Origin of the sequence: Acidovorax sp. 100, assembly GCF_003688355.1 — a bacterium.
In the GTDB taxonomy this organism is placed as follows: Bacteria; Pseudomonadota; Gammaproteobacteria; order Burkholderiales; family Burkholderiaceae_C; genus Acidovorax; species Acidovorax delafieldii.
On record NZ_REFD01000001.1, the window covers coordinates 4,598,145 to 4,620,181 of the forward strand.

Annotated in this window: 17 protein-coding genes; 10 read left to right on the plus strand and 7 right to left on the minus strand. The window is 64.6% G+C overall.

What is annotated here, in order from left to right; genetic code table 11:
• Positions 1–111 precede the first annotated feature (111 nt).
• The 4 genes from C8C96_RS21025 (at position 112) to C8C96_RS21040 (ending at position 4,770) form a co-directional block, all read left to right on the plus strand.
• Positions 112–813 carry a YceH family protein gene (locus C8C96_RS21025; RefSeq protein ID WP_121943519.1) on the plus strand — a complete coding sequence of 234 codons (702 nt, stop codon included), beginning with the start codon at positions 112–114 and terminating at the stop codon, positions 811–813.
• 47 nt (positions 814–860) lie between these two features.
• Positions 861–2,042, plus strand: a complete 1,182-nt coding sequence (locus C8C96_RS21030; RefSeq protein WP_121943520.1) for an acyl-CoA dehydrogenase family protein — start codon at positions 861–863, stop codon at positions 2,040–2,042.
• A gap of 129 nt (positions 2,043–2,171) precedes the next feature.
• A complete protein-coding gene (locus C8C96_RS21035; RefSeq protein WP_121943521.1) occupies positions 2,172–3,287 on the plus strand; it encodes an acyl-CoA dehydrogenase family protein in 1,116 nt (371 codons plus the stop codon).
• Positions 3,288–3,375: 88 nt separating this feature from the next.
• Positions 3,376–4,770: an alpha/beta fold hydrolase gene (locus tag C8C96_RS21040; protein ID WP_199737507.1), complete on the plus strand. Its 1,395-nt coding sequence runs from the start codon at positions 3,376–3,378 to the stop codon at positions 4,768–4,770.
• A 130-nt stretch (positions 4,771–4,900) separates the two neighbouring features.
• On the opposite strand, the gene C8C96_RS21045 is transcribed toward C8C96_RS21040, so the two are convergent.
• The 3 genes from C8C96_RS21045 to C8C96_RS21055 all read right to left on the minus strand — a co-directional run bounded on the left by C8C96_RS21045 (position 4,901) and on the right by C8C96_RS21055 (position 9,314).
• Positions 4,901–5,440, minus strand: coding sequence for a DUF3617 family protein (locus C8C96_RS21045; RefSeq protein ID WP_121943522.1), 540 nt, complete (start codon positions 5,438–5,440; stop codon positions 4,901–4,903).
• Positions 5,441–5,538: 98 nt separating this feature from the next.
• The gene (locus tag C8C96_RS21050; RefSeq protein ID WP_121943523.1) at positions 5,539–7,956 is read right to left on the minus strand and encodes an IPTL-CTERM sorting domain-containing protein; all 2,418 of its coding nucleotides are present in this window, start codon (positions 7,954–7,956) and stop codon (positions 5,539–5,541) included.
• 800 nt (positions 7,957–8,756) lie between these two features.
• Positions 8,757–9,314, minus strand: coding sequence for an HNH endonuclease (locus C8C96_RS21055; protein WP_055401504.1), 558 nt, complete (start codon positions 9,312–9,314; stop codon positions 8,757–8,759).
• A 167-nt stretch (positions 9,315–9,481) separates the two neighbouring features.
• On the opposite strand from C8C96_RS21055, the gene C8C96_RS21060 reads away from it, so the two are divergent.
• The 4 genes from C8C96_RS21060 (at position 9,482) to C8C96_RS21075 (ending at position 15,923) form a co-directional block, all read left to right on the plus strand.
• Positions 9,482–10,534 carry a bifunctional riboflavin kinase/FAD synthetase gene (locus tag C8C96_RS21060; protein ID WP_121943524.1) on the plus strand — a complete coding sequence of 351 codons (1,053 nt, stop codon included), beginning with the start codon at positions 9,482–9,484 and terminating at the stop codon, positions 10,532–10,534.
• Positions 10,535–10,647: 113 nt separating this feature from the next.
• Positions 10,648–13,533 carry an isoleucine--tRNA ligase gene (gene ileS, locus C8C96_RS21065; protein ID WP_121943525.1) on the plus strand — a complete coding sequence of 962 codons (2,886 nt, stop codon included), beginning with the start codon at positions 10,648–10,650 and terminating at the stop codon, positions 13,531–13,533.
• A complete protein-coding gene (gene lspA, locus C8C96_RS21070; RefSeq protein ID WP_121943526.1) occupies positions 13,533–14,036 on the plus strand; it encodes a signal peptidase II in 504 nt (167 codons plus the stop codon). Before ileS ends, lspA begins: the two co-directional genes overlap by 1 nt.
• Before the next feature lie 231 nt (positions 14,037–14,267).
• Positions 14,268–15,923 carry a Na/Pi cotransporter family protein gene (locus tag C8C96_RS21075; protein WP_121943527.1) on the plus strand — a complete coding sequence of 552 codons (1,656 nt, stop codon included), beginning with the start codon at positions 14,268–14,270 and terminating at the stop codon, positions 15,921–15,923.
• A gap of 68 nt (positions 15,924–15,991) precedes the next feature.
• Here the strand turns inward: C8C96_RS21075 and C8C96_RS21080 are convergent, their stop codons facing one another.
• On the minus strand, positions 15,992–16,972 hold the full coding sequence (locus C8C96_RS21080) for a bile acid:sodium symporter family protein (RefSeq protein ID WP_121944125.1): 981 nt from the start codon (positions 16,970–16,972) through the stop codon (positions 15,992–15,994).
• Between the two features lie 131 nt (positions 16,973–17,103).
• Between C8C96_RS21080 and C8C96_RS21085 the strand changes: the two genes are divergently transcribed.
• Complete coding sequence (locus C8C96_RS21085) at positions 17,104–18,027, plus strand: LysR family transcriptional regulator (protein ID WP_121943528.1); 924 nt, start codon at positions 17,104–17,106, stop codon at positions 18,025–18,027.
• Positions 18,028–18,110: 83 nt separating this feature from the next.
• Here the strand turns inward: C8C96_RS21085 and C8C96_RS21090 are convergent, their stop codons facing one another.
• On the minus strand, positions 18,111–19,043 hold the full coding sequence (locus tag C8C96_RS21090) for a LysR family transcriptional regulator (RefSeq protein WP_121943529.1): 933 nt from the start codon (positions 19,041–19,043) through the stop codon (positions 18,111–18,113).
• 98 nt (positions 19,044–19,141) lie between these two features.
• Here C8C96_RS21090 and C8C96_RS21095 point away from each other — a divergent pair, with 98 nt between their 5' ends.
• Positions 19,142–20,233, plus strand: coding sequence for an SDR family oxidoreductase (locus tag C8C96_RS21095; RefSeq protein ID WP_121943530.1), 1,092 nt, complete (start codon positions 19,142–19,144; stop codon positions 20,231–20,233).
• Here the strand turns inward: C8C96_RS21095 and C8C96_RS21100 are convergent.
• Both C8C96_RS21100 and C8C96_RS21105 read right to left on the minus strand, forming a co-directional pair.
• On the minus strand, positions 20,187–21,020 hold the full coding sequence (locus tag C8C96_RS21100; protein WP_121943531.1) for a DUF4743 domain-containing protein: 834 nt from the start codon (positions 21,018–21,020) through the stop codon (positions 20,187–20,189). The two genes, C8C96_RS21095 and C8C96_RS21100, sit on opposite strands and share 47 nt — an antisense overlap.
• Positions 21,017–22,000, minus strand: a complete 984-nt coding sequence (locus C8C96_RS21105; RefSeq protein WP_121943532.1) for a quinone oxidoreductase — start codon at positions 21,998–22,000, stop codon at positions 21,017–21,019. The genes C8C96_RS21100 and C8C96_RS21105 overlap by 4 nt, the downstream gene beginning before the upstream one ends.
• Between the last annotated feature and the right edge of the window lie 37 nt (positions 22,001–22,037).

Sequence of the window (22,037 nt, forward strand, 5' to 3'; positions counted from 1 at the left end):
CAGGCGGCGTTGCCCATGCTCGCTGCACAGCCAGTGCAGCTTGCGCTGGGCGCCTAGCCTGCATACTCTGTCGCACAACGCAGCGCCAACCCCAAGCCCGACAGCCTCCTCATGCCCTTCGACCCCACCACCCGTCCCCTGACACCCAACGAAGCCCGCGTGCTCGCCACCCTGATGGAAAAGGCGCGCACCGTGCCCGACAGCTACCCCATGTCGCTCAACGGCCTGGTCACCGGCTGCAACCAGAAAACCAGCCGCGACCCGGTGATGAACCTGAGTGACGCCGAGGCGCAGGAGGCACTGGATTCACTCAAGCTGCTGACGCTGGCGTTTGAGAGCAGCGGCAACCGCACCACACGCTGGGAGCACAACTTTCAGCGTGGCGTGGGCGTGCCCGAGCAGTCGGCCGTGCTGCTGGGCTTGCTGATGTTGCGCGGCCCGCAGACGGCGGGTGAGCTGCGCATCAACGCTGAGCGCTGGTACCGGTTTGCGGACATTTCGTCGGTCGAAGCCTTTCTGGACGAGTTGCAGGAGCGCAGTGCCGAAAAGGGTGGCCCGCTGGTCGTGCAGCTGCCCCGCGCTCCCGGCGCGCGCGAGCAACGCTGGGCGCATTTGATGTGCGGGCCGGTGGACACCACCGCCAGCCATGCGCCCGCAGGCAGTGCGGGCGCCAGCCCATCGCCTGCGCTGCAGGCCCGTGTGGACGCCCTGGAGGCCGAAGTGGCAAGCCTGCGCAACACCGTGCAGCGCCTGTGCGCCGAGCTGGGCATTTCCCCTGACTTCAGTCCAATGTCGCCACCCGGACAGGAATAAAACGAACGACCGTGCTACAAATGCAGTATCACTAGGAGACGCACCGCATGGATCTCGCATTCACCCCCGAAGAGCAGGCCTTTCGCGAAGAGATTCGCGCTTGGGTTCACGCCAATCTGCCCAAAGAAATCTCTCACAAGGTCCACAACGCCTTGCGCCTGACCCGCGAGGACATGCAGGGCTGGGCCAAGATTCTGGGCAAAAAAGGCTGGCTGGGCTTTGGCTGGCCCAAAGCGTTTGGCGGCCCGGGCTGGACGGCCGTGCAAAAGCACCTGTTTGAAGAAGAGTGTGCGCTGGCCGGTGCGCCCCGCATCATCCCCTTCGGCCCCGTGATGGTGGCCCCGGTGATCATGGCGTTTGGCAACGCCGAGCAGCAAAAGCGCTTTTTGCCCGGCATCGCCAGCGGCGAAGTCTGGTGGAGCCAGGGCTACAGCGAACCGGGCTCGGGCTCGGACCTGGCCAGCGTCAAGACCCGCGCAGAGCGCGTGGGCGACAAGTACATCGTCAACGGCCAGAAGACCTGGACCACCCTGGGCCAGCATGGCGACTGGATGTTCAACCTGGTGCGCACCAGCACCGAGGGCAAGCCCCAGACCGGCATCTCCTTCCTGCTGGTGGACATGAAGTCCAAGGGCGTCACTGTGCGCCCCATCAAGCTGCTGGACGGCGAGTGCGAAGTGAACGAAGTGTTCTTCGACAACGTCGAAGTGCCCGCCGAGAACCTGATCGGCGAAGAGAACAAGGGCTGGACCTACGCCAAGCACCTGCTGAGCCACGAGCGCACCAACATCGCCGACGTGAACCGCAGCAAGCGCGAACTGGAACGCCTGAAGCGCATCGCCAAGACCGAAGGTGTGTGGGATGACCTGCGCTTCCGGGACCAGATCGCCCTGCTCGAAGTGGACATCGTCGCTCTGGAAATGCTGGTGCTGCGCGTGCTGTCCGCCGAGAAGTCGGGCAAGAACTCGCTCGACATCGCGGGCCTGCTCAAGATCAAGGGCAGCGAGATCCAGCAACGCTACGCCGAGCTGATGATGCTGGCCGCTGGCCCCTTTGCCATGCCCTTCATCGAAGAGGCCATGGAAGCCGGCTGGCAGGGCAACTTCCCCGGCGGCGTCACCGCCAACGCACCGCTGGCATCCACCTACTTCAACCTGCGCAAGACGACCATCTACGGTGGCTCCAACGAAGTGCAGCGCAACATCGTCGCGCAGACCGTTCTGGGCTGACGCCCAGTACGGTCCGCGCCTTGCGCGACAGGACTGCTCCCCCGTGCCCCCTCCGGGAGGGGGTTCCCGATAGAGCTTCGCTGGTTGTTGAGGGCGCCATGGCGCCACAACCGGCACAAGGAGAGACAAATGGATTTCGATTTTTCTGACGACCAGGAACAACTGCGCGACGCCGTGCGCAAGTGGGTGGACAAGGGCTACACGTTTGAGCGCCGCCGCGCTGCCGTGGCCGCAGGCGGTTTTGACCGCGCCGCCTGGGGCGAACTGGCCGAGCTGGGCCTGACCGCCCTCACCGTGCCCGAAGCGCACGACGGCATGGGCCAGGGCGCCATTGATGCGATGGTCGTGGCCGAAGAACTGGGCCGCGGCATTGTGCTGGAGCCGATTGCGCAAGCCTTCATCGCCAGCAGCGTGCTGTCGCACTACGCACCGGCCGACGTACAAGGCGCCTGGCTGCCCCGCGTGGCCAGCGGCGAAGCCCTGTTGGTGCTGGCCCAGCAGGAGCGCAAGGCGCGCTACCGCCTGGACGTTTGCGATGCAAAAGCGGACAAAGCGCAATCAGGATATGCGGTTACAGCTATCAAAAGCGTAGTACCCACTGGCGACAAGGCCGACGCCTTCATCGTGCCTGCGCAACTCGACGGCAAGATTGCACTCTTCCTGGTCGAGCGCACTGCCAGCGGCGTGACCACGCAGGGCTACGTCACGCAAGACGGCAGCCGCGCCGCCGAAGTGCAGCTGGCCAACGCGCCCGCCACGCTCATCACCACCGACGGCCTGGCCGCGCTGGAACTGGCCGTGGACACCGGCATTGCCGCCGCCTGCGCCGAAGCCGTGGGCGTGATGGACAAGACCGTGGCCATCACGGTCGAATACATGAACCAGCGCAAGCAGTTTGGCGTGTTCATTGCCAGCTTCCAGGCGCTGCGCCACCGCGTGGCCGACATGAAGATGCAGCTGGAGCTGGCCCGCTCGATGAGCTACTACGCCAGCCTGAAGCTGGGCGCCCCCGCCGCCGAACGCCGTGCTGCCATGGCCCGCGCCAAGGTACAGCTGGGCCAATCGATGCGCTTTGTCGGCCAGCAAGCGGTGCAACTGCATGGTGGCATTGGCGTGACGGACGAATACATCGTGAGCCACTACTTCAAGAAGCTCACGCAGCTGGAAGTGACTTTTGGCGACACGCTGCACCATCTGGGCGAAGTATCCGCCCGCATGCAAGACACGGCGGGCGTGTTTGCCTGATGTGAACTGACGCAGGCGCGTAACACCCGCAAACGATGCTCGTGGATTACCCAGTCCACGGGCATTTTTTCTTTTTGGAGACTCCCCCATGAATCACGCATTCCTGTTGCCACGCCGATCCCTCTTGCTGGCAGCCGCTGCGGCCGCCGGCCTGGCGCTGGCAGGCTGCGCCACCCAGAGCCCCAGCCTGGCAGAAGCACCGCCCATCGTCTTTGTGCATGGCAACGGCGACACCGCCGCGCTGTGGCAGACCACCGTCTGGCGGTTCGAGTCCAACGGCTGGCCCCGCGAGCGCCTGCACGCCATCGACGTGCCCTACCCCCTGTCGCGCGATGAGGACGCCAAGCCCCAGCCGGGCCGCACCTCGGCCGCAGAGCACATGGCCTACCTCAAGGCCGAAGTGGACAAGGTGCTCAAAGCCACAGGCGCCCGCCAGGTCGTGCTGGTCGGCAACTCGCGCGGCGGCAATGCCATCCGCAACTACATCTACAACGGGGGCGGCGACAAGACGGTGAGCCACGCAATCCTCGGCGGCACACCCAACCACGGCGTGTGGGCGATACCGGGGTTCCGAGAAGGCAACGAGTTCTCGGGCACAGGCCCGTTCCTCAAAGCGCTGAATGCCCCCAAGAACGCTGCGGGCGACGAAGTGAGCGGCCCGGTGAAATGGCTGACCATCCGCTCGGACAACAACGACAAGTTCGCCCAGCCCGACGGACTGTGGATCGGCCAGAAAGGCACACCCACCAACGTGACCGCCACCGGCCCCGAACTCAAGGGCGCCACCAACGTAGTGATTCCGCGCATCGACCACCGCGAGACTTCGTACTCCCCCGCTGCGTTTGAAGCCACCTACCGCTTCATCACCGGCAAGGCCCCCGCACGGACCGAGATCGCCGCGGAAAAATCCGTAGTGCTCAACGGCAAGGTCACGGGCCTGGGGGTGGACTCTGCCGACCCCAAGACCGGCAACTTCAGCAACAACCTGCCCCTGGCGGGTGCCCAGCTTGAGGTGTACGCCACCGACTCCGCCACTGGTGCTCGCACGGGCAACCCGCTGCTGCGAAAGACAGTGGGTGCAGATGGCCAATGGGGTCCACTGACGGTTTCACCCGGCGCACCCATCGAGTTCGTAATCACCGCACCTGGATATGCCACCACCCACATCTACCGCAGCGGCTTTCCGCGCAGTAGTGACCTCATCCATCTGCGCGCAGAACGCATGGCCGATGCCGACAAGGGCGCCGAGAGCGTTGTGACCTTGACCCGCCCGCGCGGCTACCTGGACCCGGCGCGCGACAAGATGCTGCTGGATGGTGCAGTGCCTGCGGGCGTGCCCGCTGGCGCCGGCGTGGCATCTGCCAAGGTCAAGCCCGCTGGGGGCGTGCGCAGCATTGCGGGCGAATTCAACGGAGAACGGGTGGCGGGGCAGACTTGGCCTGCTGCGCAAGGCCACGTCGTCATGCTGGAAGTCAGCCAATAAAAGCAAAAAGCAGCCCGCAGGGGCTGCCTCCAAAAGGCTGAATGGGCAACACACCCATTGCCCACCGCCTGTCTGCCGACAGGCCCTTCATTCAAGCAACCAAGTGTGTGGCAACGGGAGCCAGGCACATTCAGTGTTTGTGTCCCTTGTGGTCGTGATGGTCCTGACGCTCCTCTGCGCGCCTGCGATCATCGACCACGTTCACCGTGACACCGTTGGGCAAGAGCATGTCGCCGGGCCGCATCCCTGCGCGACACTCACCCAGCCACCGCCCTTCAAACACCTTGGGCGGTGGTGTTTGGGAGACCATGCTGGGGTATCGAGTTTCCAGACGCCCTTCATAGCGTGACATCAGGTCACCCTTCAACTCCATGACGGTATCCACGCGCTGTTCGTGCACATGGCAGGCGGTGCGAATGCGATGTCCTTTTTCCTTGAGCCGCGCAACACCAGGCTTGCCGCAGTTTTCTTGCCCCGGCGCAATCGACATCAACGTCAGCGCATCGGTTGCGCGGTCCGTGCACTGCAATACTTTAAGCACCGCAGTATCTGCAGCACCCTCGGGGCGGATAGATACCTCCCAGAGTCCTGCCTTGCGTGTGGGCAGAGTCTGCGCCCACGCGGCCTGATTCACAACAACAGCCAGGGCCAAGGTGGCGAAAGTTTTCATACTTGCATCCGAGTGCGCTGCGGACAGACCAAAAACCAAATGCCCACCTGCGATCGAGGTGGGCATCGGGCATGCCGCAGCAATGAAGAATAGACGGATCAGTGCGTGAGTCTGCGACCTGCAGGCAGTCGCTGCAACCCCAGAGCAGCAAGCGCCAGGGCCATCACGATGAGCGCCCACTCCGACAAGGTGGGAATGCTGGAGGCGGACACGAACGAAGCAACCACTGTGCAACTGCCTGCAATCGCATTCGTGGTGAAGGTATTCCCCACCAGGCTTCCCGGGCAAGAGGTTCCACTTGTCGAAATACGCGCCACGTAGCCCGCATTGGGCGTCAGGGTGAACGTGTGTTGCGAACCCAGTGCCACCGTCTGTGCACCAGCAGCCAATATGCCACCGTTACCACCATTGACGGATGAAGTCACGGTGGCCGTTGCGTTGGTGAATGCCACGTTGAAAGTGCAATCAGCATTCACGGGGGATATGGTGTACTGGTTGCCAGAAAGCACACCAGGGCAGTTCCCGGTGATCAGCGGAGCGTAGGTCGGATCGGGGTTGATGGTGTATGTCACCGTGGAGCCAGATACCACCGTTGTAGGTGTACCCGGCGTGATGGTGCCGTTAGCGCCCACCACTGGTGTGACCGTACGAACCAGCGCAAAAGTAGCGATGACGTTGGCACTAGCGCCCGACACGTTGACAGTGCAAGTCCCCGTTCCCGAGCATCCCGCCCCCGACCAACCGGTGAAAACGGAGCCCGGTGCAGCGACTGCAGACAGAATCGTCGTGGTTCCATTTGCCACGCTCATGGATGCAGATGTGCACGCAGCTGCACAGCTGAGCCCTGTTGGAACGCTGGTCACGGTGCCAGTACCCGTGCCACTTTTCGAAAGGCCTACAGCGTACAGGGTGCCTACGGCATTGGTATCCGCTGCGGCGTTGTTGGCTGCATTGCTGTCCGTGACACCCGCGGGAGCCGCGACATTCACCGTGGTGGATGTCGTGGTTCCTGCGGCACCTGCAGTACCTGTGACCGTGTATGTGACGGAGGCGCCGACCGGCAATGAGGGGGCGTCCGTGATGGAGTTCGCCCCGCTAGCGGCACCACAAGCTGCGCCAGAGTTGGCCACACAGGTCCACGCGACCGCGCCCAATCCGGACACAGTTTGCGAGACGGGCGCAGCCACCACAGCGGTAGGTCCGTTGTTGGTCACCACCACGGTGTAGGTGACTGTGCTGCCCGCCGCCACAGCTGAGACGCCTCCATCAGAAATGGTGATACCCAGATCGGTCAAAGAACTTGCCAACGGCACTACCTGGGTCTGGAACAGAGGCCCCAGGAACGCACTGGTGCCGTCAGATGCGATCTTGTAGTTGCCGTTGTTGACCACGTTGGTCGGGCTGGAGGTACTCGCACCCGACGGAATCGTGACTGTCAGCGTGAACGAACCACTGGCCCCGTTGTTGAGGGTACCGAAATTGCAAACCACCGGCGCATCTGCCGTCCCCACGGTCGGCAGCGAGCAAGTACCGCCATTCGGCTGGATGGACACAAAGGTGGTATCCAGGTTGTTGCCCGATTTGGGCATCACTGCTGTCACCGTCGTGTTGTTGGATATCACCCCACTGTTATTGGTGTAGGTGTAGGTGTAAGTAATCTGGTCACCCGGCTTGGCCGTGGTGGGCCCCACTGCGGTAACAGCCAGACCTTGAATGAACGCGCCGACGGAATCGAGGTACAAATGACCTTCGTGCCCGCTGGGCTGGCACCCGGCGACAATCACTTCTATCTTGACGGAGTCCCCTACGTCCAGGAAACCATTGCCGGGCGCGATATCAAAACCCTGCCAATCGGTGAACTTGTAGTCGCCCACGCCACTTTGCCAGGGAATGCCGGGCTGATTCGAGAAATTGAAAGTAGTGAACAGCGTAGTTCCCTTGGTGACATTGGTCACCTGAATGAAGAAGTACGGCTGCAAGTTGTCAGCGTGGGCGGGTGCACGCAAAACGGGTGCGGCGGCAAAACGCAAGTGGATTTTGCCGTCAGAAGGATCCACATCCGCCAGCGTCATCGTGGCTGTCTGCTCGATCGAACTGGCCTTGTCCTGGTTAGAGCCGGGATCAGCCCCGAACTGGTTGTGAACGCGCGCGACAGCATTGCCCCAACGAGGAAATTTCAACAACCCATTGGTGTTGGCGTCGTTCAGACTTTCCGAGGAGCCGCGCAGAACCGCAGACAGATCAAACGTGGATACGGGCGCCGACAAGTTCAGATGCGACTTTTGCGTCGGTGGAAATGTGGCGATCCCCCCCGTCTGCAAGTTGTAGGACTGCTTGGTCCATCCCGCAAAATCAGTGGAGTCTTCAAACCCCCCGTTGACCACACCAGCCATAGCAGCCTGGGTCATCATCACACCGCCAAGCAACGCAACTGCGGCGCTCCGCAATACGTTAGAAAAATCGCGCAGCAGCCCGCGACCGCGTGCAACCTGCACCGGCATCCAGTCGTCCTTCATGGAATTCGCTCTTTCGTTTCTTGTTTTCGATCAGGCCACCCAGTTGCAGGCGCCCCTCCCAATTGCCCCCGACGGCTAGCGCTGAGCTAGCCCATTCACGGAGCCACGGCCTCTAAAAAGGGGCCGCCACGGGAGCATAGCGAGATTCAATTAACTATTGATACATGTTTGACAATAGTTAACATTCAATCCCGCAGATAACAACACCCTGACCGGTGCACACACACAGAGCAGGCGGACAAGCGCTGGTGGACAAGGTGAAACCCCTTCACGCACGGTGCTCGATACTTCCAGGCCGGAAGCCAGCCGAACGCCTTAGCAGGGCAGACGCGAAACCTGGCAAGCGCCAGCCATCCGCCGCGCTCCTTTTGAGATGGAAGCCATAGCGCCCCCTCCAACCTCAAGCCCCGACCGAGGCTCGCGAACGCGTCGGATGTACAGGTATCAGCGTGCTGCATTGACGCGCGACCGGGTCCGCATATCGATGTCTCGGAATCCGCATGCATCCTTTTCAGGAGGGGGCACTGTCATAAAACGCAGACAACACGATGCAGGCATTGGTTCGACTGGGTGAGCTCCTGCCGGTCGCGCCCGGCCAGGCCCCAGTTTTGCTCGATTGACTCGAAAAATGGGCTGATACCGATTGGGGGTGGCAAGTGAAATCACCCAGAGCACAGGTTATGACGCCCCTTCTACGGTCCCGTAGCAATGGCACGCAAATCTCTCTGAAATGAACCACTTACACGAACGGCTAACCACGGCAGCCACGTCAGCGGCTGCAAGGACGCGCGAAAGGAGCCCTAAGCCAGCAGGCGCGATGACTTCGGCACGTGCGCCATCAAGAACTCCATCTGATCGGCCAGGATGCGCCGGTTGCGCAAGATGAAGTCTTCCCACAGACTGGGTACATAGGGCGCATACAGCAGCGGCATGTGCGCCTGCTCTGGGGTGCGGGGGCCCTTGCGGTGGTTGCAAGGGCGGCAGGCCGTGACCACGTTCATCCAGTGGTCCTGGCCATTGCGGGCGAAGGGCACGATATGTTCGCGCGTCAGGTCTTCTTCGTGAAAGTGCCCGCCGCAGTAGGCACACACATTGCGGTCGCGGGCAAAAAGCTTGCTGTTGGTCAGGCTGGGCTTGAGCTCGAACGGATTGATGCTGGGCACGCCCTTGGTACCGATGATGCTGTTGATGGCGATCACCGATTGCTCACCCGAGATGGCGTTGTGCCCGCCCCGGAACCGGGCGATCTGTGCACCAGACTCCCAGCGCACTTCCCCGGCGGCGTAATGAATGACCGCCTGCTCCAGCGAAATCCACGATTGGGGCAGCCCTTGGGCTGACAGCTTCAAGACCTTCAAAACACGCCTCCTGGAACACAAAGTACACAAGGATCGGAACGCAGATGTCTCGCGGGCAGCCCTGCGCGGGGCCAGCCGTGGGTCACAATATACTCCGTTTTCATGACAAATTGGCGTCCTGCGCTTATTGCGCTTGCACAGACCGCTATCAAAAAGATAACAAACCGATGAAGATCTTTCGCGGATTCCACCACCCTGGCATCGCTGACGCCTGCGCGCTGACCATCGGTAATTTCGATGGCGTACACCGAGGTCACCAGGCCATGTTGGCCCTGTTGAACAGCGAGGCCGCACACCGGGGGGTGGAGAGCTGTGTGCTCACTTTCGAGCCCCACCCACGCGACTACTTTGCCGGTGCACACCACAAGCCGGAACTCGCACCAGCCCGGATCGGCACCCTGCGAGACAAGCTCACCGAGCTGGCACGCTGCGGTGTGCAGCAGACTGTGGTGCTACCGTTTGACGCGCGACTGGCCGCACAGTCGCCCGAGGCCTTCATCGACGAGGTGTTGGTGCGCGGCCTGGGCGCCCGCTACGTGCTGGTGGGCGACGATTTCCGCTTTGGCCGCCAGCGAGCGGGCGACTACGCCATGCTGGACGCGGCCGGGCAAGCCAAGGGCTTCGACGTAGCGCGCATGAACAGCTACGAGGTGCACGGCCTGCGCGTGTCCAGTTCCGCCGTGCGCCAGGCACTGGCGGTGGGCGACATGGAAGCGGCCGCACGCCTGCTGGGGAGGCCTTACACCATCAGCGGCCATGTGGTGCATGGCCGCAAGCTGGGGCGCGAACTGGGCGCTACGGCAGAAGGCGCGGGCGACGGTTTTCGCACCCTCAACCTGCGGTTTGCGCACTGGAAACCCGCCGCCAGCGGCATCTTTGCCGTACTGGTGCATGGTCTCGCTGGCGAGCCCTTGCCGGGTGTGGCCAACCTGGGCGTGCGCCCCTCCCTGGACCCCAATGACGTGAACGGCGGCCGCGTGCTGCTAGAAACCCATTGCCTGCACTGGCCTGCCGAACTGGGTGCCGAAGGGGCGTACGGTAAAATCGTGCGTGTGGAACTACTGCACAAACTGCACGACGAACTGAAGTACGACAGTCTGGACGCCCTGACGACGGGTATCGCGAAAGACTGTGCGGATGCGCGCGCCTACTTTGCATCGGCCCACGCCGCTCCCAACCACACCGAGACCCGGCGCCAGACCACGCGCGACCGAATTTAGGGGGCTGCCTGCGCAGCGCCTGCCCTGCAGGCACTACACCTCCCGCGTTTCGCCCCCTGTTTCCCCGCATTGCTCCGGGCCTGCCCCGGAATGCCCCGTTTTAAGGCTCCTTCATGTCCGACAACGCCAGTACCCCCGCATCCACCGCCACGGACTACCGCAGCACGCTGAACCTGCCCGACACCCCCTTCCCCATGCGCGGCGACCTGCCCAAGCGCGAGCCGGGCTGGGTGAAGGACTGGGAAGACCAGGGCGTCTACAAGCGCCTGCGCGACGCCCGCCGGGGCGCGCCCAAGTTCATCCTGCACGATGGCCCGCCCTACGCCAACGGCCAGATCCACATGGGCCACGCGGTCAACAAGATCCTGAAGGACATGATCACCAAGGCGCGCCAGCTGGAAGGCTTTGACGCGCTGTACGTACCTGGCTGGGACTGCCATGGTCTGCCGATCGAAAACGCCATCGAGAAGAAACACGGCCGCAACCTGAGCCGCGACGACATGCAGGCCAAGAGCCGTGCGTTTGCCACCGAGCAAATCGCGCAGCAGATGGTGGACTTCAAGCGCCTGGGCGTACTGGGCGAATGGGACAACCCCTACAAGACCATGAACCCCGCCAACGAGGCGGGCGAAATCCGCGCGTTCAAACGTGTGATGGAGCGTGGCTTCGTGTACCGAGGCCTCAAGCCCGTGTACTGGTGTTTTGACTGCGGCTCTTCGCTGGCCGAGTTCGAGATCGAATACCAGGACAAGAAGAGCACCACGCTGGACGTGGCCTTCAAGTCGCACGACCCCGCCAAGCTGGCAGCCGCCTTTGGCCTGCCCGCATTGGCCAAGGATGCGTTTGTGGTCATCTGGACCACCACTGCCTGGACCATCCCTGCCAACCAGGCGCTGAACCTGAACCCCGAGATCAGCTACGCGCTGGTGGACACGGGCGAGCGCATCCTGCTCGTGGCAGAGCCGCTGGTGGCGTCGTGCCTGGAGCGTTACGGCCTCACCGGCAGCGTGCTGGCTACCACCCTGGGCAAGAACCTGGGCGGCCTGGAATTTGAACACCCGCTGTACGACGTGAAGAGCGAGGACGGAACCCAGGGTTACAAGCGCCTTTCGCCCGTGTACCTGGCCGACTACGCCACGGCCGACGACGGCACGGGTATCGTGCACTCCTCGCCCGCCTACGGTCTGGAAGACTTCAACTCCTGCCGCGCGCATGGCATGGCGCTCGACGACATTCTGAACCCCGTGCAGGGCAACGGCACCTACGCGGCCGACTTCCCGCTGTTCGGCGGCCAGCACATCTGGAAGGCCGTGCCTGTGATCATCGAAGCCTTGCGCAACGCAGGCCGCCTGATGACCACCAAGGACATCACACACAGCTACCCGCACTGCTGGCGCCACAAGACGCCGGTGATCTACCGCGCCGCCGCACAGTGGTTCGTGCGCATGGACGAAGGCGAAGGCGTGTTCACCCAGCCCGGCATGAAGCCCGCCAAGACGCTGCGCCAGATCGCCCTGGATGCCATCGAGCACACCAGTTTCTACCCCGAGAACGGCAAGGCCCGCCTGCACGACATGATCGCCGGGCGGCCGGACTGGTGCATTTCACGCCAGCGCAGCTGGGGCGTTCCCATCCCGTTCTTCCTGCACAAGGATTCGGGCGAGCTGCACCCGCGGACCATGGAAATCATGGACCAGGCCGCAGACATCGTGGAAAAGGGCGGTATCGAGGCCTGGAGCCGCGTGACGACCGAAGAGATCCTGGGCGCCGAAGACGCGCCGCATTACACCAAGAGCACCGACATCCTGGAAGTGTGGTTCGACTCCGGGTCCACCTTCAGCCATGTGCTGCGCGGCACGCACCCCGAGGTGCACCATGACACCGGCCCTGAGGCCGACCTGTACCTCGAAGGCCATGACCAGCACCGCGGCTGGTTCCATAGCTCGCTGCTGCTGGCATCCGCGCTGGAAGGCCGCGCGCCGTATCGCGGCCTGTTGACCCACGGCTTCACCGTGGACAGCCAGGGCCGCAAGATGAGCAAGTCGCTGGGCAATGGCATCGACCCGCAGGAGATCAACAAGAAGCTGGGCGCCGAGATCATCCGCCTGTGGGTGGCCGCCAGCGACTACTCGGGCGACATCGCGGGCGACGAGAAGATCCTCGCGCGTGTGGTGGACGCCTACCGCCGCATCCGCAACACGCTGCGCTTCCTGCTGGCCAACGTGAGCGACTTCGACCCGGCCAAGGATGCCGTGCCGTTTGACCAGATGCTCGAGATCGACCGCTACGCGCTCACGCGCGCGTCCGAGTTCCAGGCCGAGGTGCTGGCGCACTACAAGGTGTACGAGTTCCACCCCGTGGTCGCCAAGCTGCAGCTGTACTGCTCGGAAGACCTGGGCGGCTTTTACCTCGACGTACTCAAAGACCGCCTGTACACCACGGCGCCCAAGAGCCCGCCGCGCCGCAGTGCGCAGACGGCGCTCTACAACATCACGCACGCCATGCTGCGCTGGATGGCGCCGTTCCTGTCGTTCACGGCCGAAGAGGCGTGGAAGGTCTTTGGCAGCTCCGACTCCATCTTCCTGGAGACCTACGGCAACGTGGCGGGCGTGGGTGCGGGTGCCGACGAAGGCCTGTTGGCCAAGTGGGCGCGCATCCGCGAGATCCGCGATGCGGTGAACAAGGAGATCGAAGCGCTGCGCGCCGCCGGTCAGGTGGGCTCCTCGCTGCAGGCCACCGTCACCCTCACGGCTGCGCCGGAGGACCGCGCACTGCTGGCCAGCCTGGGCGATGACCTCAAGTTCGTCTTCATCACCTCCGCTATTGAATTAGTAGCTGGTAGCGCTTTGCAGATCAGCGTCAAGCCCAGCTCCGACGCGAAGTGCGAGCGCTGCTGGCACTACCGCAGTGATGTGGGCAGCGATGCCGCCCATCCCACCATCTGCGGCCGCTGCACCAGCAACCTCCACGGCGACGGCGAAAGCCGGGCGCACGCGTGATGACGCGCACAGCACAGGCCGGACGCACCGGCGCGGGCATGTGGCCATGGCTGGCATGGGCGGTGTTGCTGATGGGCGCCGACCAGATCACCAAGACGCTGATCCTCAACCACTACCAGCTGGGCGACTCCACGTTCATCACCAGCTTCTTCAACATCGTGCGCGCGCACAACACAGGCGCAGCGTTCTCGTTCCTGTCGGACGCGGGCGGCTGGCAGCGCTGGCTGTTCACCGGCATCGGCGTGGCGGCCACGATCTTCATCGTGTGGCAGCTGCGCGCGCACCCGGGCCAGAAGCTGTTCAGCTTTGCGCTGTCCAGCATTCTGGGTGGCGCAGTGGGCAACGTGGTGGACCGGCTCATGCACGGCTATGTGGTGGACTTCTTGCAGTTCCACTACGCGGGCTGGTACTTCCCGTCGTTCAACCTGGCGGACTCGGCCATCACGGTGGGTGCGGCCTGCCTGATCCTGGACGAGCTGCTGCGGGTGCGGCGCGAGCGTTGAGGCCACGCTGGCTTTGTTCCCCCTGAACGGCCCGCTGCATGCGGGCCGTGCTGTTTGTGCGCAGCAACGCACCCAGCGCCGACATGGGCACCTGCTCCAGCGCTATGGAATCAGGAGTATGCTTATGTGTCAGTTTTATGACAGCCCGGTGTGCGCGGTTCTTGCATTGGCCCCTGGGTCTGGTCATCGCAGGGTTTGCGCCCATCACAAGAAGAAGAAACAACGGTTTTCATGAAGCATCTCCTCAATCTCCTGGCAGCCGTGGCGCTGCTGATCTGGGGCACCCACCTGGTGCGCACCGGCATCCTGCGCGTATTCGGCGCCAACCTGCGCCAGCTGATTGCGCACAGCGTCAGCAGCCGCTTCACCGCTGTGCTCTCCGGCATTGGCGTGACGGCGGTGGTGCAGTCCAGCACGGCCACCGCGCTCATCGTGTCGTCCTTTGTGGGCCAGGGCCTGGTGGGCCTGCCTGCGGCACTGGCCGTGATGCTGGGCGCTGACGTAGGCACCAGCGTGATGGCCGTGGTGTTCTCCATGGATCTGTCGTGGCTGTCGCCCCTGTTCATCTTTGTGGGCGTGGTGCTGTTCATCTCGCGCAAGGACACCGCCGTGGGCCGCGTGGGCCGGGTGCTGATCGGCCTGGGGCTGATGCTGCTGGCGTTGCGCCTCATCACCGAATCGACCACGGTGCTCACCCAGTCGCCCACCGTGCGCACCCTGCTGGGCGCGCTCACCAGCGATCTGCTGCTGGAGATTTTTACCGGCGCCATTCTGGCCATCGTGGCGTACTCCAGCCTCGCCACCGTATTGCTCACAGCGGCGCTGGCGGGCTCGGGCGGTATTCCGGCGGATGTGGCGCTGGGTCTGGTGCTGGGCGCTAACCTGGGCAGCGGTGTGCTGGCGGTGTTGACCACCATGAAGTCCAATGTGCAGACACGCCAGGTGCCACTGGGCAATCTGTTCTTCAAGATCATTGGCGTGCTCATCATGACGCCGCTCACCGGCCTGTGGCTGCAGCATGTGCGGCCCTACGTGCCCGAAACCGCCGCCCTGGTGGTGCTGTTCCACCTGGCCTTCAATATCGTGGTGGGCATCGTCTGCATTGGCCTGACAGGTACGGTGGCGCGGGCTGTGCAGCGCCTGCTGCCGGTTGAAAAGGCGCAGGCTGCCGCAGGCACCCGTCCCCAGCATCTGGACCCCTCCGCCCTGGGCACACCATCGCTCGCCATCTCATGCGCGGCGCGCGAAGCCCTGCATCAGGCCGACGTGGTCGAATCAATGCTGCTGGGCTTGCACAAGGTGATCCGCACGGACGACCTGCAGTTGGCAGAAGACCTGCGCAAGCTCGATGACGAGGTGGACGGCCTGTACTCGGCCATCAAGTACTACATGACCAAGATCTCGCGCGAGGCCCTGGACGAACGCGAGGGCCGCCGCTGGGCCGACATCATCAGCTTCACCATCAACATGGAGCAGATCGGCGACATTATCGAACGGGTGCTGATCGACATCGAGGACAAGAAGATCAAGAAGGGCCGCCAGTTCTCCGAGGCAGGCATGGAAGAGATCAACGAGCTGCACGCCCGCCTGATCGACAACCTGCGGCTGGCGATGAGCGTGTTCTTGAACGGCAGCGTGCGCGACGCACAAAAGCTGCTCGAAGAAAAAGCGCGCTTTCGCGACCTGGAACACGCCTATTCGGCTACCCACCTGGCACGCCTGTCAGACAACACGGTGCAGAGCATCGAGACCAGTTCACTGCACATCGACCTGATCAGCGAGCTCAAGCGCATCAACTCGCTGCTGTGCTCGGTGGCCTACCCCATTCTGGAATCGGCCGGCGCCCTGGCGCCCAGCCGCCTACGCACGCTCAACGAACAAAGTTGAAGCCTATTGGGCTGCAGGCGCATATTCCCTATGCGCCTGCAGCTATACAAAAGATAGCAAACTAGCGTCTACGCACTGCGCCGCGCATAGCGCTGCGCCAACACCGCACACACCATCAGCTGCATCTGGTGGAACACCATGATGGGCAGCACGATGGCGCCCACCGCGTGCGACGCAAACAGCACCTTGGCCATAGGCACACCACTGGCCAGGCTCTTCTTGGAGCCGCAGAACACCAGGGTGATTTCGTCCTCCTTGGAGAACCCCATGCGCCGCGCAACCCAGGTGGTGGTCACCAGCGCCAGGGTCAGCAGCACGGCGCACACCACTACCAGGCCCAGCAGCGCAGACGCTGGCAGCTGCCGCCACAGCCCCTCCACCACCGCAGCGCTGAAGGCGGTGAACACCACCAGCAGGATGGAGCCCTGGTCCACCAGCTTGAGCGCTGCCGCCCGGCGCTGCACAAAACCGCCAATCCACGGACGCAGCAGGTGGCCCGCCACAAAGGGCACCAGCAGCTGCAAGGTGATGCGGCCGATGTTGGCCAGCGTGTCATGCTGCGCAGCGCCTGCCTGCTGCTGCGCCTCGGGCAGCAACAGCCCCACCAGCAGCGGTGTGATCACAATGCCCAGCAGGGTCGATGCCGACGCGCTGCAGATGGCCGCCGGCATGTTGCCGCGCGCCATGGCCGTGAACGCAATGGCCGACTGCACCGTGGCTGGCAGCACGCACAGGTACAGGATGCCGGTGTAAAGCCCGGGCGTGACCAGCGGCAGCAGCACCGGCCGCAGCGCCCAGCCCAGCAGCGGGAACAGCACAAACGTGGTGCCCACGACCACCAGGTGCAGCCGCCAGTGCGAGAGCCCCGCCACGATGGCGTCCCGCGAGAGCTTGGCCCCGTGCAAGAAGAACAGCAGCGCCACCGCAGCCACGGTGATCCCCTCCAGCGCCTGGGCCGCCACGCCCGATGCAGGCAACACGCTGGCGAGGGTGACGGTGCCCAGCAAGGCCAGGGTGAAGTTGTCGGGGAGAAAACGGGAACGGGCCATGGGTGACAGCGCAGCAGCAGCGCAAAAAATGCAAAAGAACATGGGGCACACAAACCCCAAAGACACGCATTGGACCGCAGCCTGATTCCAAAGAGAAATGGATTTCTCTGATGGATTTATGATTCGAGCGCATGAATATCACCCTGCGCCAGCTGCACGTGTTTCAGTCGGTGACCGCCACCCGCAACTTCAGCCGCACCGGCGATGCGGTGGGACTGACCCAACCGGCCGTGAGCCGCTGCATCACCGAGCTGGAAGCCCAGCTGGGCCTGAAGCTGCTCAACCGCACCACGCGCGAAGTGACGCTGACCGATGCAGGCCAGCGCCTGTCGGCACGCCTGCCGCGTGTGCTGGAGGAGCTGGAGAACACGCTTCTGGACGTGCGGGAACTGGCCACCGAGCGGCGCGGCCGCGTGCGTGTGGCCAGCAGCCCCACGCTGTCGGCCAACCTCATGCCCGACTGCATCGCCGACTGCCAGCGCACCCTGCCTGGGCTGGAGCTGGTGCTGCTGGACCGCATCCAGAGCGCAGTGCTGGCCAGCGTGCTGTCGGGCGAGGTGGACTTTGGCGTGGTCATCGACCCCAGCGAGCGCGAGGCGCTGCACTGCGAGACCATCCTCACCGAACCCTTCTGCCTGGCCTGCCCGCCCGACCACCGGCTGGCGGGCAAACGCAAGGTGCGCTGGACCGACCTGCAGGGCGAAGCACTGGTGCTGCTGGATCACGAATCCGGCAGCCGCCGCCTGATCGACCGCGCCCTGGCCGAGCACGGCGTGACGTGCGCGGTGGCTCAGGAGGTGGGCCACCCCACCACCATCTTCCGCATGCTGGACGCAGGCCTGGGCATCTCGGTGATCCCCACCCTGGCGCTCCCGCCAGAAGGCCTGACACAGCTGGCGGTGCGCCCCCTGGTGCCGCGCGTGGACCGCGAGATCATGCTGGTACACCGAAGGCACCGCGCGCTCTCGCCCGTGGCGCAGGCGGCCTGGGACCTGGTGAAAACGGTGGCGGTGCAGCGCAATGGCACGCAGGCTATTAGCAACAAAGGCCGTTGAAAAAACGGCTCCCAAGGTACTTCCATGGGCATCTTCAGCTGCCCAATAGATCGCCGCCTTCCACACCCATCCGATTCAGCGGACTAGTCGGCCGATTCGTCGCTGCCTAGTCCTTCGACAAGGTACCGCTCCAGCCCAACCACCAGCGCATCAAACATGCGCCTGCAGCGCGGACTGGTGCGCAGGTCCTCGTGCATCACCACCCAGGTCTCCAGCCCGTATTGAAGCTGCTGCGGCAGCACCCGCACGAGTGCGGGGGCACTGCGCCGGGCCAGTGCTTCCTGGCAAATGCCGATGCCGGCGCCAGCGCGGACAAAGGCCAGCTGCGCCACATCGCTGTCGCTGCGCACGGCAAACCGATCTCGCCGCCACACAGGCAGGGCCTTTTGGGCCGCACGCAAAAAAGGGGTTTCTGCATCAAAGCCGATCAGGCGGTGCTGCGCCAGCTCGGCCAGGGTGGCGGGCATGCCCTGGGCGGCGATGTAGCGCGGATGGGCATACAGGCCCAGCGGGATGGTGCCCACGCGGCGGGCGATGAGCGCGTCCTGCCGGGGTTCGGTCATGCGGATGGCGATGTCGGCCTCGCGCTGCAGCAGGTCGTGCACGCGGTTACTCAGCACCAGCTCCACCGTCAATGCGGGGTGCTCGGCCTGCAACTGTGCAAGGAGGGGCGGTAACACCTCGACCCCCATCACCTCGCTGGCGCTCACGCGCACCGTGCCGCGCACGCCGTCGCCCTGGCTGTCAGCCGCGCGCACCAGCGCCGCCGCAGAGTGGCCCATGGCTTCGGCGTAGCTGCACAGGGCCAACGCGGCCTCGGTGGGCAGCAGGCCCTGCGGAGAGCGCGTGAAGAGCACCAGCCCCAGGGCCTGCTCCAGCGCGGCAATGTGGCGGCCCACGGTGGGCTGCGTCACCCCCAGGGCCCGCGCGGCGCCCGACAAGGAGCCCTCTCGCAGCACGCCGAGGTACGAACGGTACAGCTCCCAGCCAATGTCATGGCGATCCGGTTGGTCCATACATAAATGTATAGCCAAGCACTCATTTTCAGCAATTCCATTGGATCGCCCTGGCGCAGACACTGCCTCCATCCACAGGTTTTTGAAGGAGTATCGCGATGAGCAACAACCCCGCGGGCAGCCGCCCCAAGGTACTGGTTCTGGGCGCCACCGGCGGCATTGGCGGCGAGGTGGCGCGCCAGCTGCGTGACCGGGGGTGGGAGGTGGTGGCACTGCATCGCAACGCTGCGCAGGCCAGAGAACAGCGCGACGGGTTCACCTGGGTTCGGGGCGACGCGATGATCCGGGCCGACGTGATGGCCGCCGCCACCGGCTGCCAGGTGATCGTGCACGCGGTCAACCCGCCCGGCTACCGGCGCTGGAGCGAGCTGGTGCTGCCGATGATCGACAACACGATTACAGCAGCCCGGGCGCACGGCGCCACGGTGGTGCTGCCAGGCACCGTCTACAACTACGGGCCGGATGCCTTCCCGGTGCTGCACGAAGACGCCCCCCAACACCCCCGCACGCGCAAGGGCGCCGTGCGGGTGGAGCTGGAGCGCCGCCTGCAGCAAGCCACCGTGCCACACCCGCTGGAGGCAGCATGCCGCGTGATCATCGTGCGCGCGGGCGACTTCTTTGGCCCGCAGGCGGGCAACAGCTGGTTTGCGCAGGGCCTCATCCAGCCGGGCCGACCGGTGGCCACGGTAAAGCAGCCAGGCGCGCCCGGCGTCGGGCACCAGTGGTCGTACTTGCCGGACGTGGCGCGCGCCATGGTGTTGCTGCTGGAGCGGCGCGCCGAGCTGCCCGCATTTGCCCGCTTTCACATGGCTGGGCATTGGGATGCCGACGGCACGCAGATGACGGCTGCCATTGGCCGTGTGGTGGTGGCGCGGGGCGGCCAGGCGCCGCGCGTGCAGGCTTTTCCGTGGTGGCTGGTCACGCTGGTCTCGCCGTTCGTGACCACCTTGCGTGAAATGCGCGAGATGCGCTACCTGTGGCAGCAGCCGGTGCGCATGGCCAACGACCGGCTGCGGACGGCGCTGGGCGAGGAGCCACACACCCCGCTGGACGAGGCGGTGCAGGCCACCTTGCAGGGCCTGGGCTGCCTGCCAGCCTGCTCCGGTAGCAGCGGGAGCGGGCACGCCCACGCCGCGCCGGCAACTACACCCCCAGGAACCCCGCAATCACCAGCCCGGCTTCCAACGTGAACGCCCCTTGGGCGACGCGCTCCCGGACCACCTCCAGAGGCAGCAGGTCAAAACGCTCGACCTCGCCGTCCTGGTTGTCGGGCTCCATGCCCTGAGGCACCTGGGCGCGGAACCAGTCGATGCGCTCGACCATGAAGCCCGCGCCACCGCCCTCGCGGCTGGGGCGGCTGAACAGCACCTGGCCCCCGTGCGCCACGTTGGCCAATGCCTCCACCCGCAAACCGGCCTCTTCCCAGGTTTCGCGGGCCAGGGCCTGCGGCAGAGAGTCGGCAGCGGAGACCATACCGCCCATCAGCGTGTCCCACAGTCCGGGGTTGTTGGGTTTGGTCAGGGAGCGCTTTTGCACCCACATGCGACCGTCAGGCGCCAGGCCCACCAGGTGCACGGCGCGGGTGGCCACGCCCAGCACACGCACCGCCCCGCGCTCCACGGTGCCGATGACCTCGCCCGCCGGGTTGGTGACCGCCAGCTGCTCGTCGCGCCAGGGGCCACACAGGCCCGCATCGCGCAGCGCGGCGGCCAGGGTGTTGAGGGCATCCGTGGTGTCGGTGGGCGATGCCTGCAAATGCCAAGCAAGTCCCTGAGAATGCTCTTCTTCTGATAGCAGGTAGCGCTTATTCATCAAGCGCTCCAGGCTGATTTGGCTAAAAAACCCGGGCGCTACCGAGCCCACCACCTGCCCCGCCACCACCAGGGGCTGGCGCGGCTGGGCCGGTGGCTGCTGCGCCGCCTGGCGTGCCCCTGCCAGCCACTGGTCGAAGGTGGGCGCCTGTGCAGCCGCGTTCACAGCGTGAGGATGGTGCAGCCGGTGGTCTTGCGGGCTTCCAGGTCGCGGTGGGCCTGCTGCACATCGGCCAGCGGGTAGCGCTGGTCGATGTGGATCTTGACCTGCCCGCTGGCGACCACGGCAAACAGGTCGTCCGCCATGGCTTGCGTGGCCTCGCGCGTGGCGATGTGGGTGAACAGTGTCTGGCGCGTGACGTACAGCGAGCCTTTGGCACCCAGGCTGCCGGGCGCAAACGGTGCCACCGGGCCCGACGCGTTGCCGAAGCTGGCCATGAGGCCGAACGGGCGCAGGCATTCGAGCGACTTGTCCCAGGTGTCCTTGCCCACCGAGTCATACACCACCTTCACGCCCTTGCCGCCGGTGATCTCCTTCACACGGGCCGCAAAGTCCTCGGTGCTGTAGTTGATGGCATGCGCCGCGCCGTTGGCCAGCGCCAGCTGGCACTTGGCATCAGACCCCGCCGTGCCGATGAGCTGCAGGCCGAGCGCCTTGGCCCATTGGCAGGCGATGAGGCCCACACCGCCCGCTGCGGCATGGAACAGCACATGGTCGCCAGGATGCAGGCCTTCCACAGGCCGGGTTTTCTTGAGCAGGTATTGCGCCGTCAGGCCCTTGAGCATCATGGCCGCGCCAGTCTCGAAGCTGATGGCGTCGGGCAGCTTGCACACGCATTTGGCGGGCATCACGCGCACTTCGCAGTAGGCGCCGGGAGGGTTGCTGGCATAGGCGGCGCGGTCGCCCACCTTCAGGTGCGTGACGCCTTCGCCCACCGCCTCGATCACGCCCGCGCCTTCCATGCCGATGGTGGCGGGCATGCTCAAGGGGTACAGGCCGGTGCGGTGGTACACGTCGATGAAGTTCAGGCCGATGGCGTGGTGGCGGATGCGGACCTCACCGGGTCCAGGCTCGCCCACAGGGACGTCAACGACGTGGAGTTCTTCGGGACCACCGTGCTGGCGGATCTGGACGGCAAGGCTCATGGCTAACGTCTCCTCAAACAAAAAAAGGGGGGGATGT

What these genes read in the sequence shown, in the direction of transcription:
- C8C96_RS21085 (WP_121943528.1), top strand. Translation starts at nt 17,104, where the DNA reads ATGAATATCACCCTGCGCCAGCTGCACGTGTTTCAGTCGGTGACCGCC.
- C8C96_RS21075 (WP_121943527.1), top strand. Translation starts at nt 14,268, where the DNA reads ATGAAGCATCTCCTCAATCTCCTGGCAGCCGTGGCGCTGCTGATCTGG.
- C8C96_RS21050 (WP_121943523.1), bottom strand. Translation starts at nt 7,956, where the DNA reads ATGAAGGACGACTGGATGCCGGTGCAGGTTGCACGCGGTCGCGGGCTG.
- C8C96_RS21035 (WP_121943521.1), top strand. Translation starts at nt 2,172, where the DNA reads ATGGATTTCGATTTTTCTGACGACCAGGAACAACTGCGCGACGCCGTG.
- C8C96_RS21060 (WP_121943524.1), top strand. Translation starts at nt 9,482, where the DNA reads ATGAAGATCTTTCGCGGATTCCACCACCCTGGCATCGCTGACGCCTGC.
- C8C96_RS21090 (WP_121943529.1), bottom strand. Translation starts at nt 19,043, where the DNA reads ATGGACCAACCGGATCGCCATGACATTGGCTGGGAGCTGTACCGTTCG.
- C8C96_RS21095 (WP_121943530.1), top strand. Translation starts at nt 19,142, where the DNA reads ATGAGCAACAACCCCGCGGGCAGCCGCCCCAAGGTACTGGTTCTGGGC.
- C8C96_RS21040 (WP_199737507.1), top strand. Translation starts at nt 3,376, where the DNA reads ATGAATCACGCATTCCTGTTGCCACGCCGATCCCTCTTGCTGGCAGCC.
- C8C96_RS21025 (WP_121943519.1), top strand. Translation starts at nt 112, where the DNA reads ATGCCCTTCGACCCCACCACCCGTCCCCTGACACCCAACGAAGCCCGC.
- C8C96_RS21030 (WP_121943520.1), top strand. Translation starts at nt 861, where the DNA reads ATGGATCTCGCATTCACCCCCGAAGAGCAGGCCTTTCGCGAAGAGATT.
- C8C96_RS21045 (WP_121943522.1), bottom strand. Translation starts at nt 5,440, where the DNA reads ATGAAAACTTTCGCCACCTTGGCCCTGGCTGTTGTTGTGAATCAGGCC.
- C8C96_RS21105 (WP_121943532.1), bottom strand. Translation starts at nt 22,000, where the DNA reads ATGAGCCTTGCCGTCCAGATCCGCCAGCACGGTGGTCCCGAAGAACTC.
- C8C96_RS21080 (WP_121944125.1), bottom strand. Translation starts at nt 16,972, where the DNA reads ATGGCCCGTTCCCGTTTTCTCCCCGACAACTTCACCCTGGCCTTGCTG.
- lspA (WP_121943526.1), top strand. Translation starts at nt 13,533, where the DNA reads ATGACGCGCACAGCACAGGCCGGACGCACCGGCGCGGGCATGTGGCCA.
- ileS (WP_121943525.1), top strand. Translation starts at nt 10,648, where the DNA reads ATGTCCGACAACGCCAGTACCCCCGCATCCACCGCCACGGACTACCGC.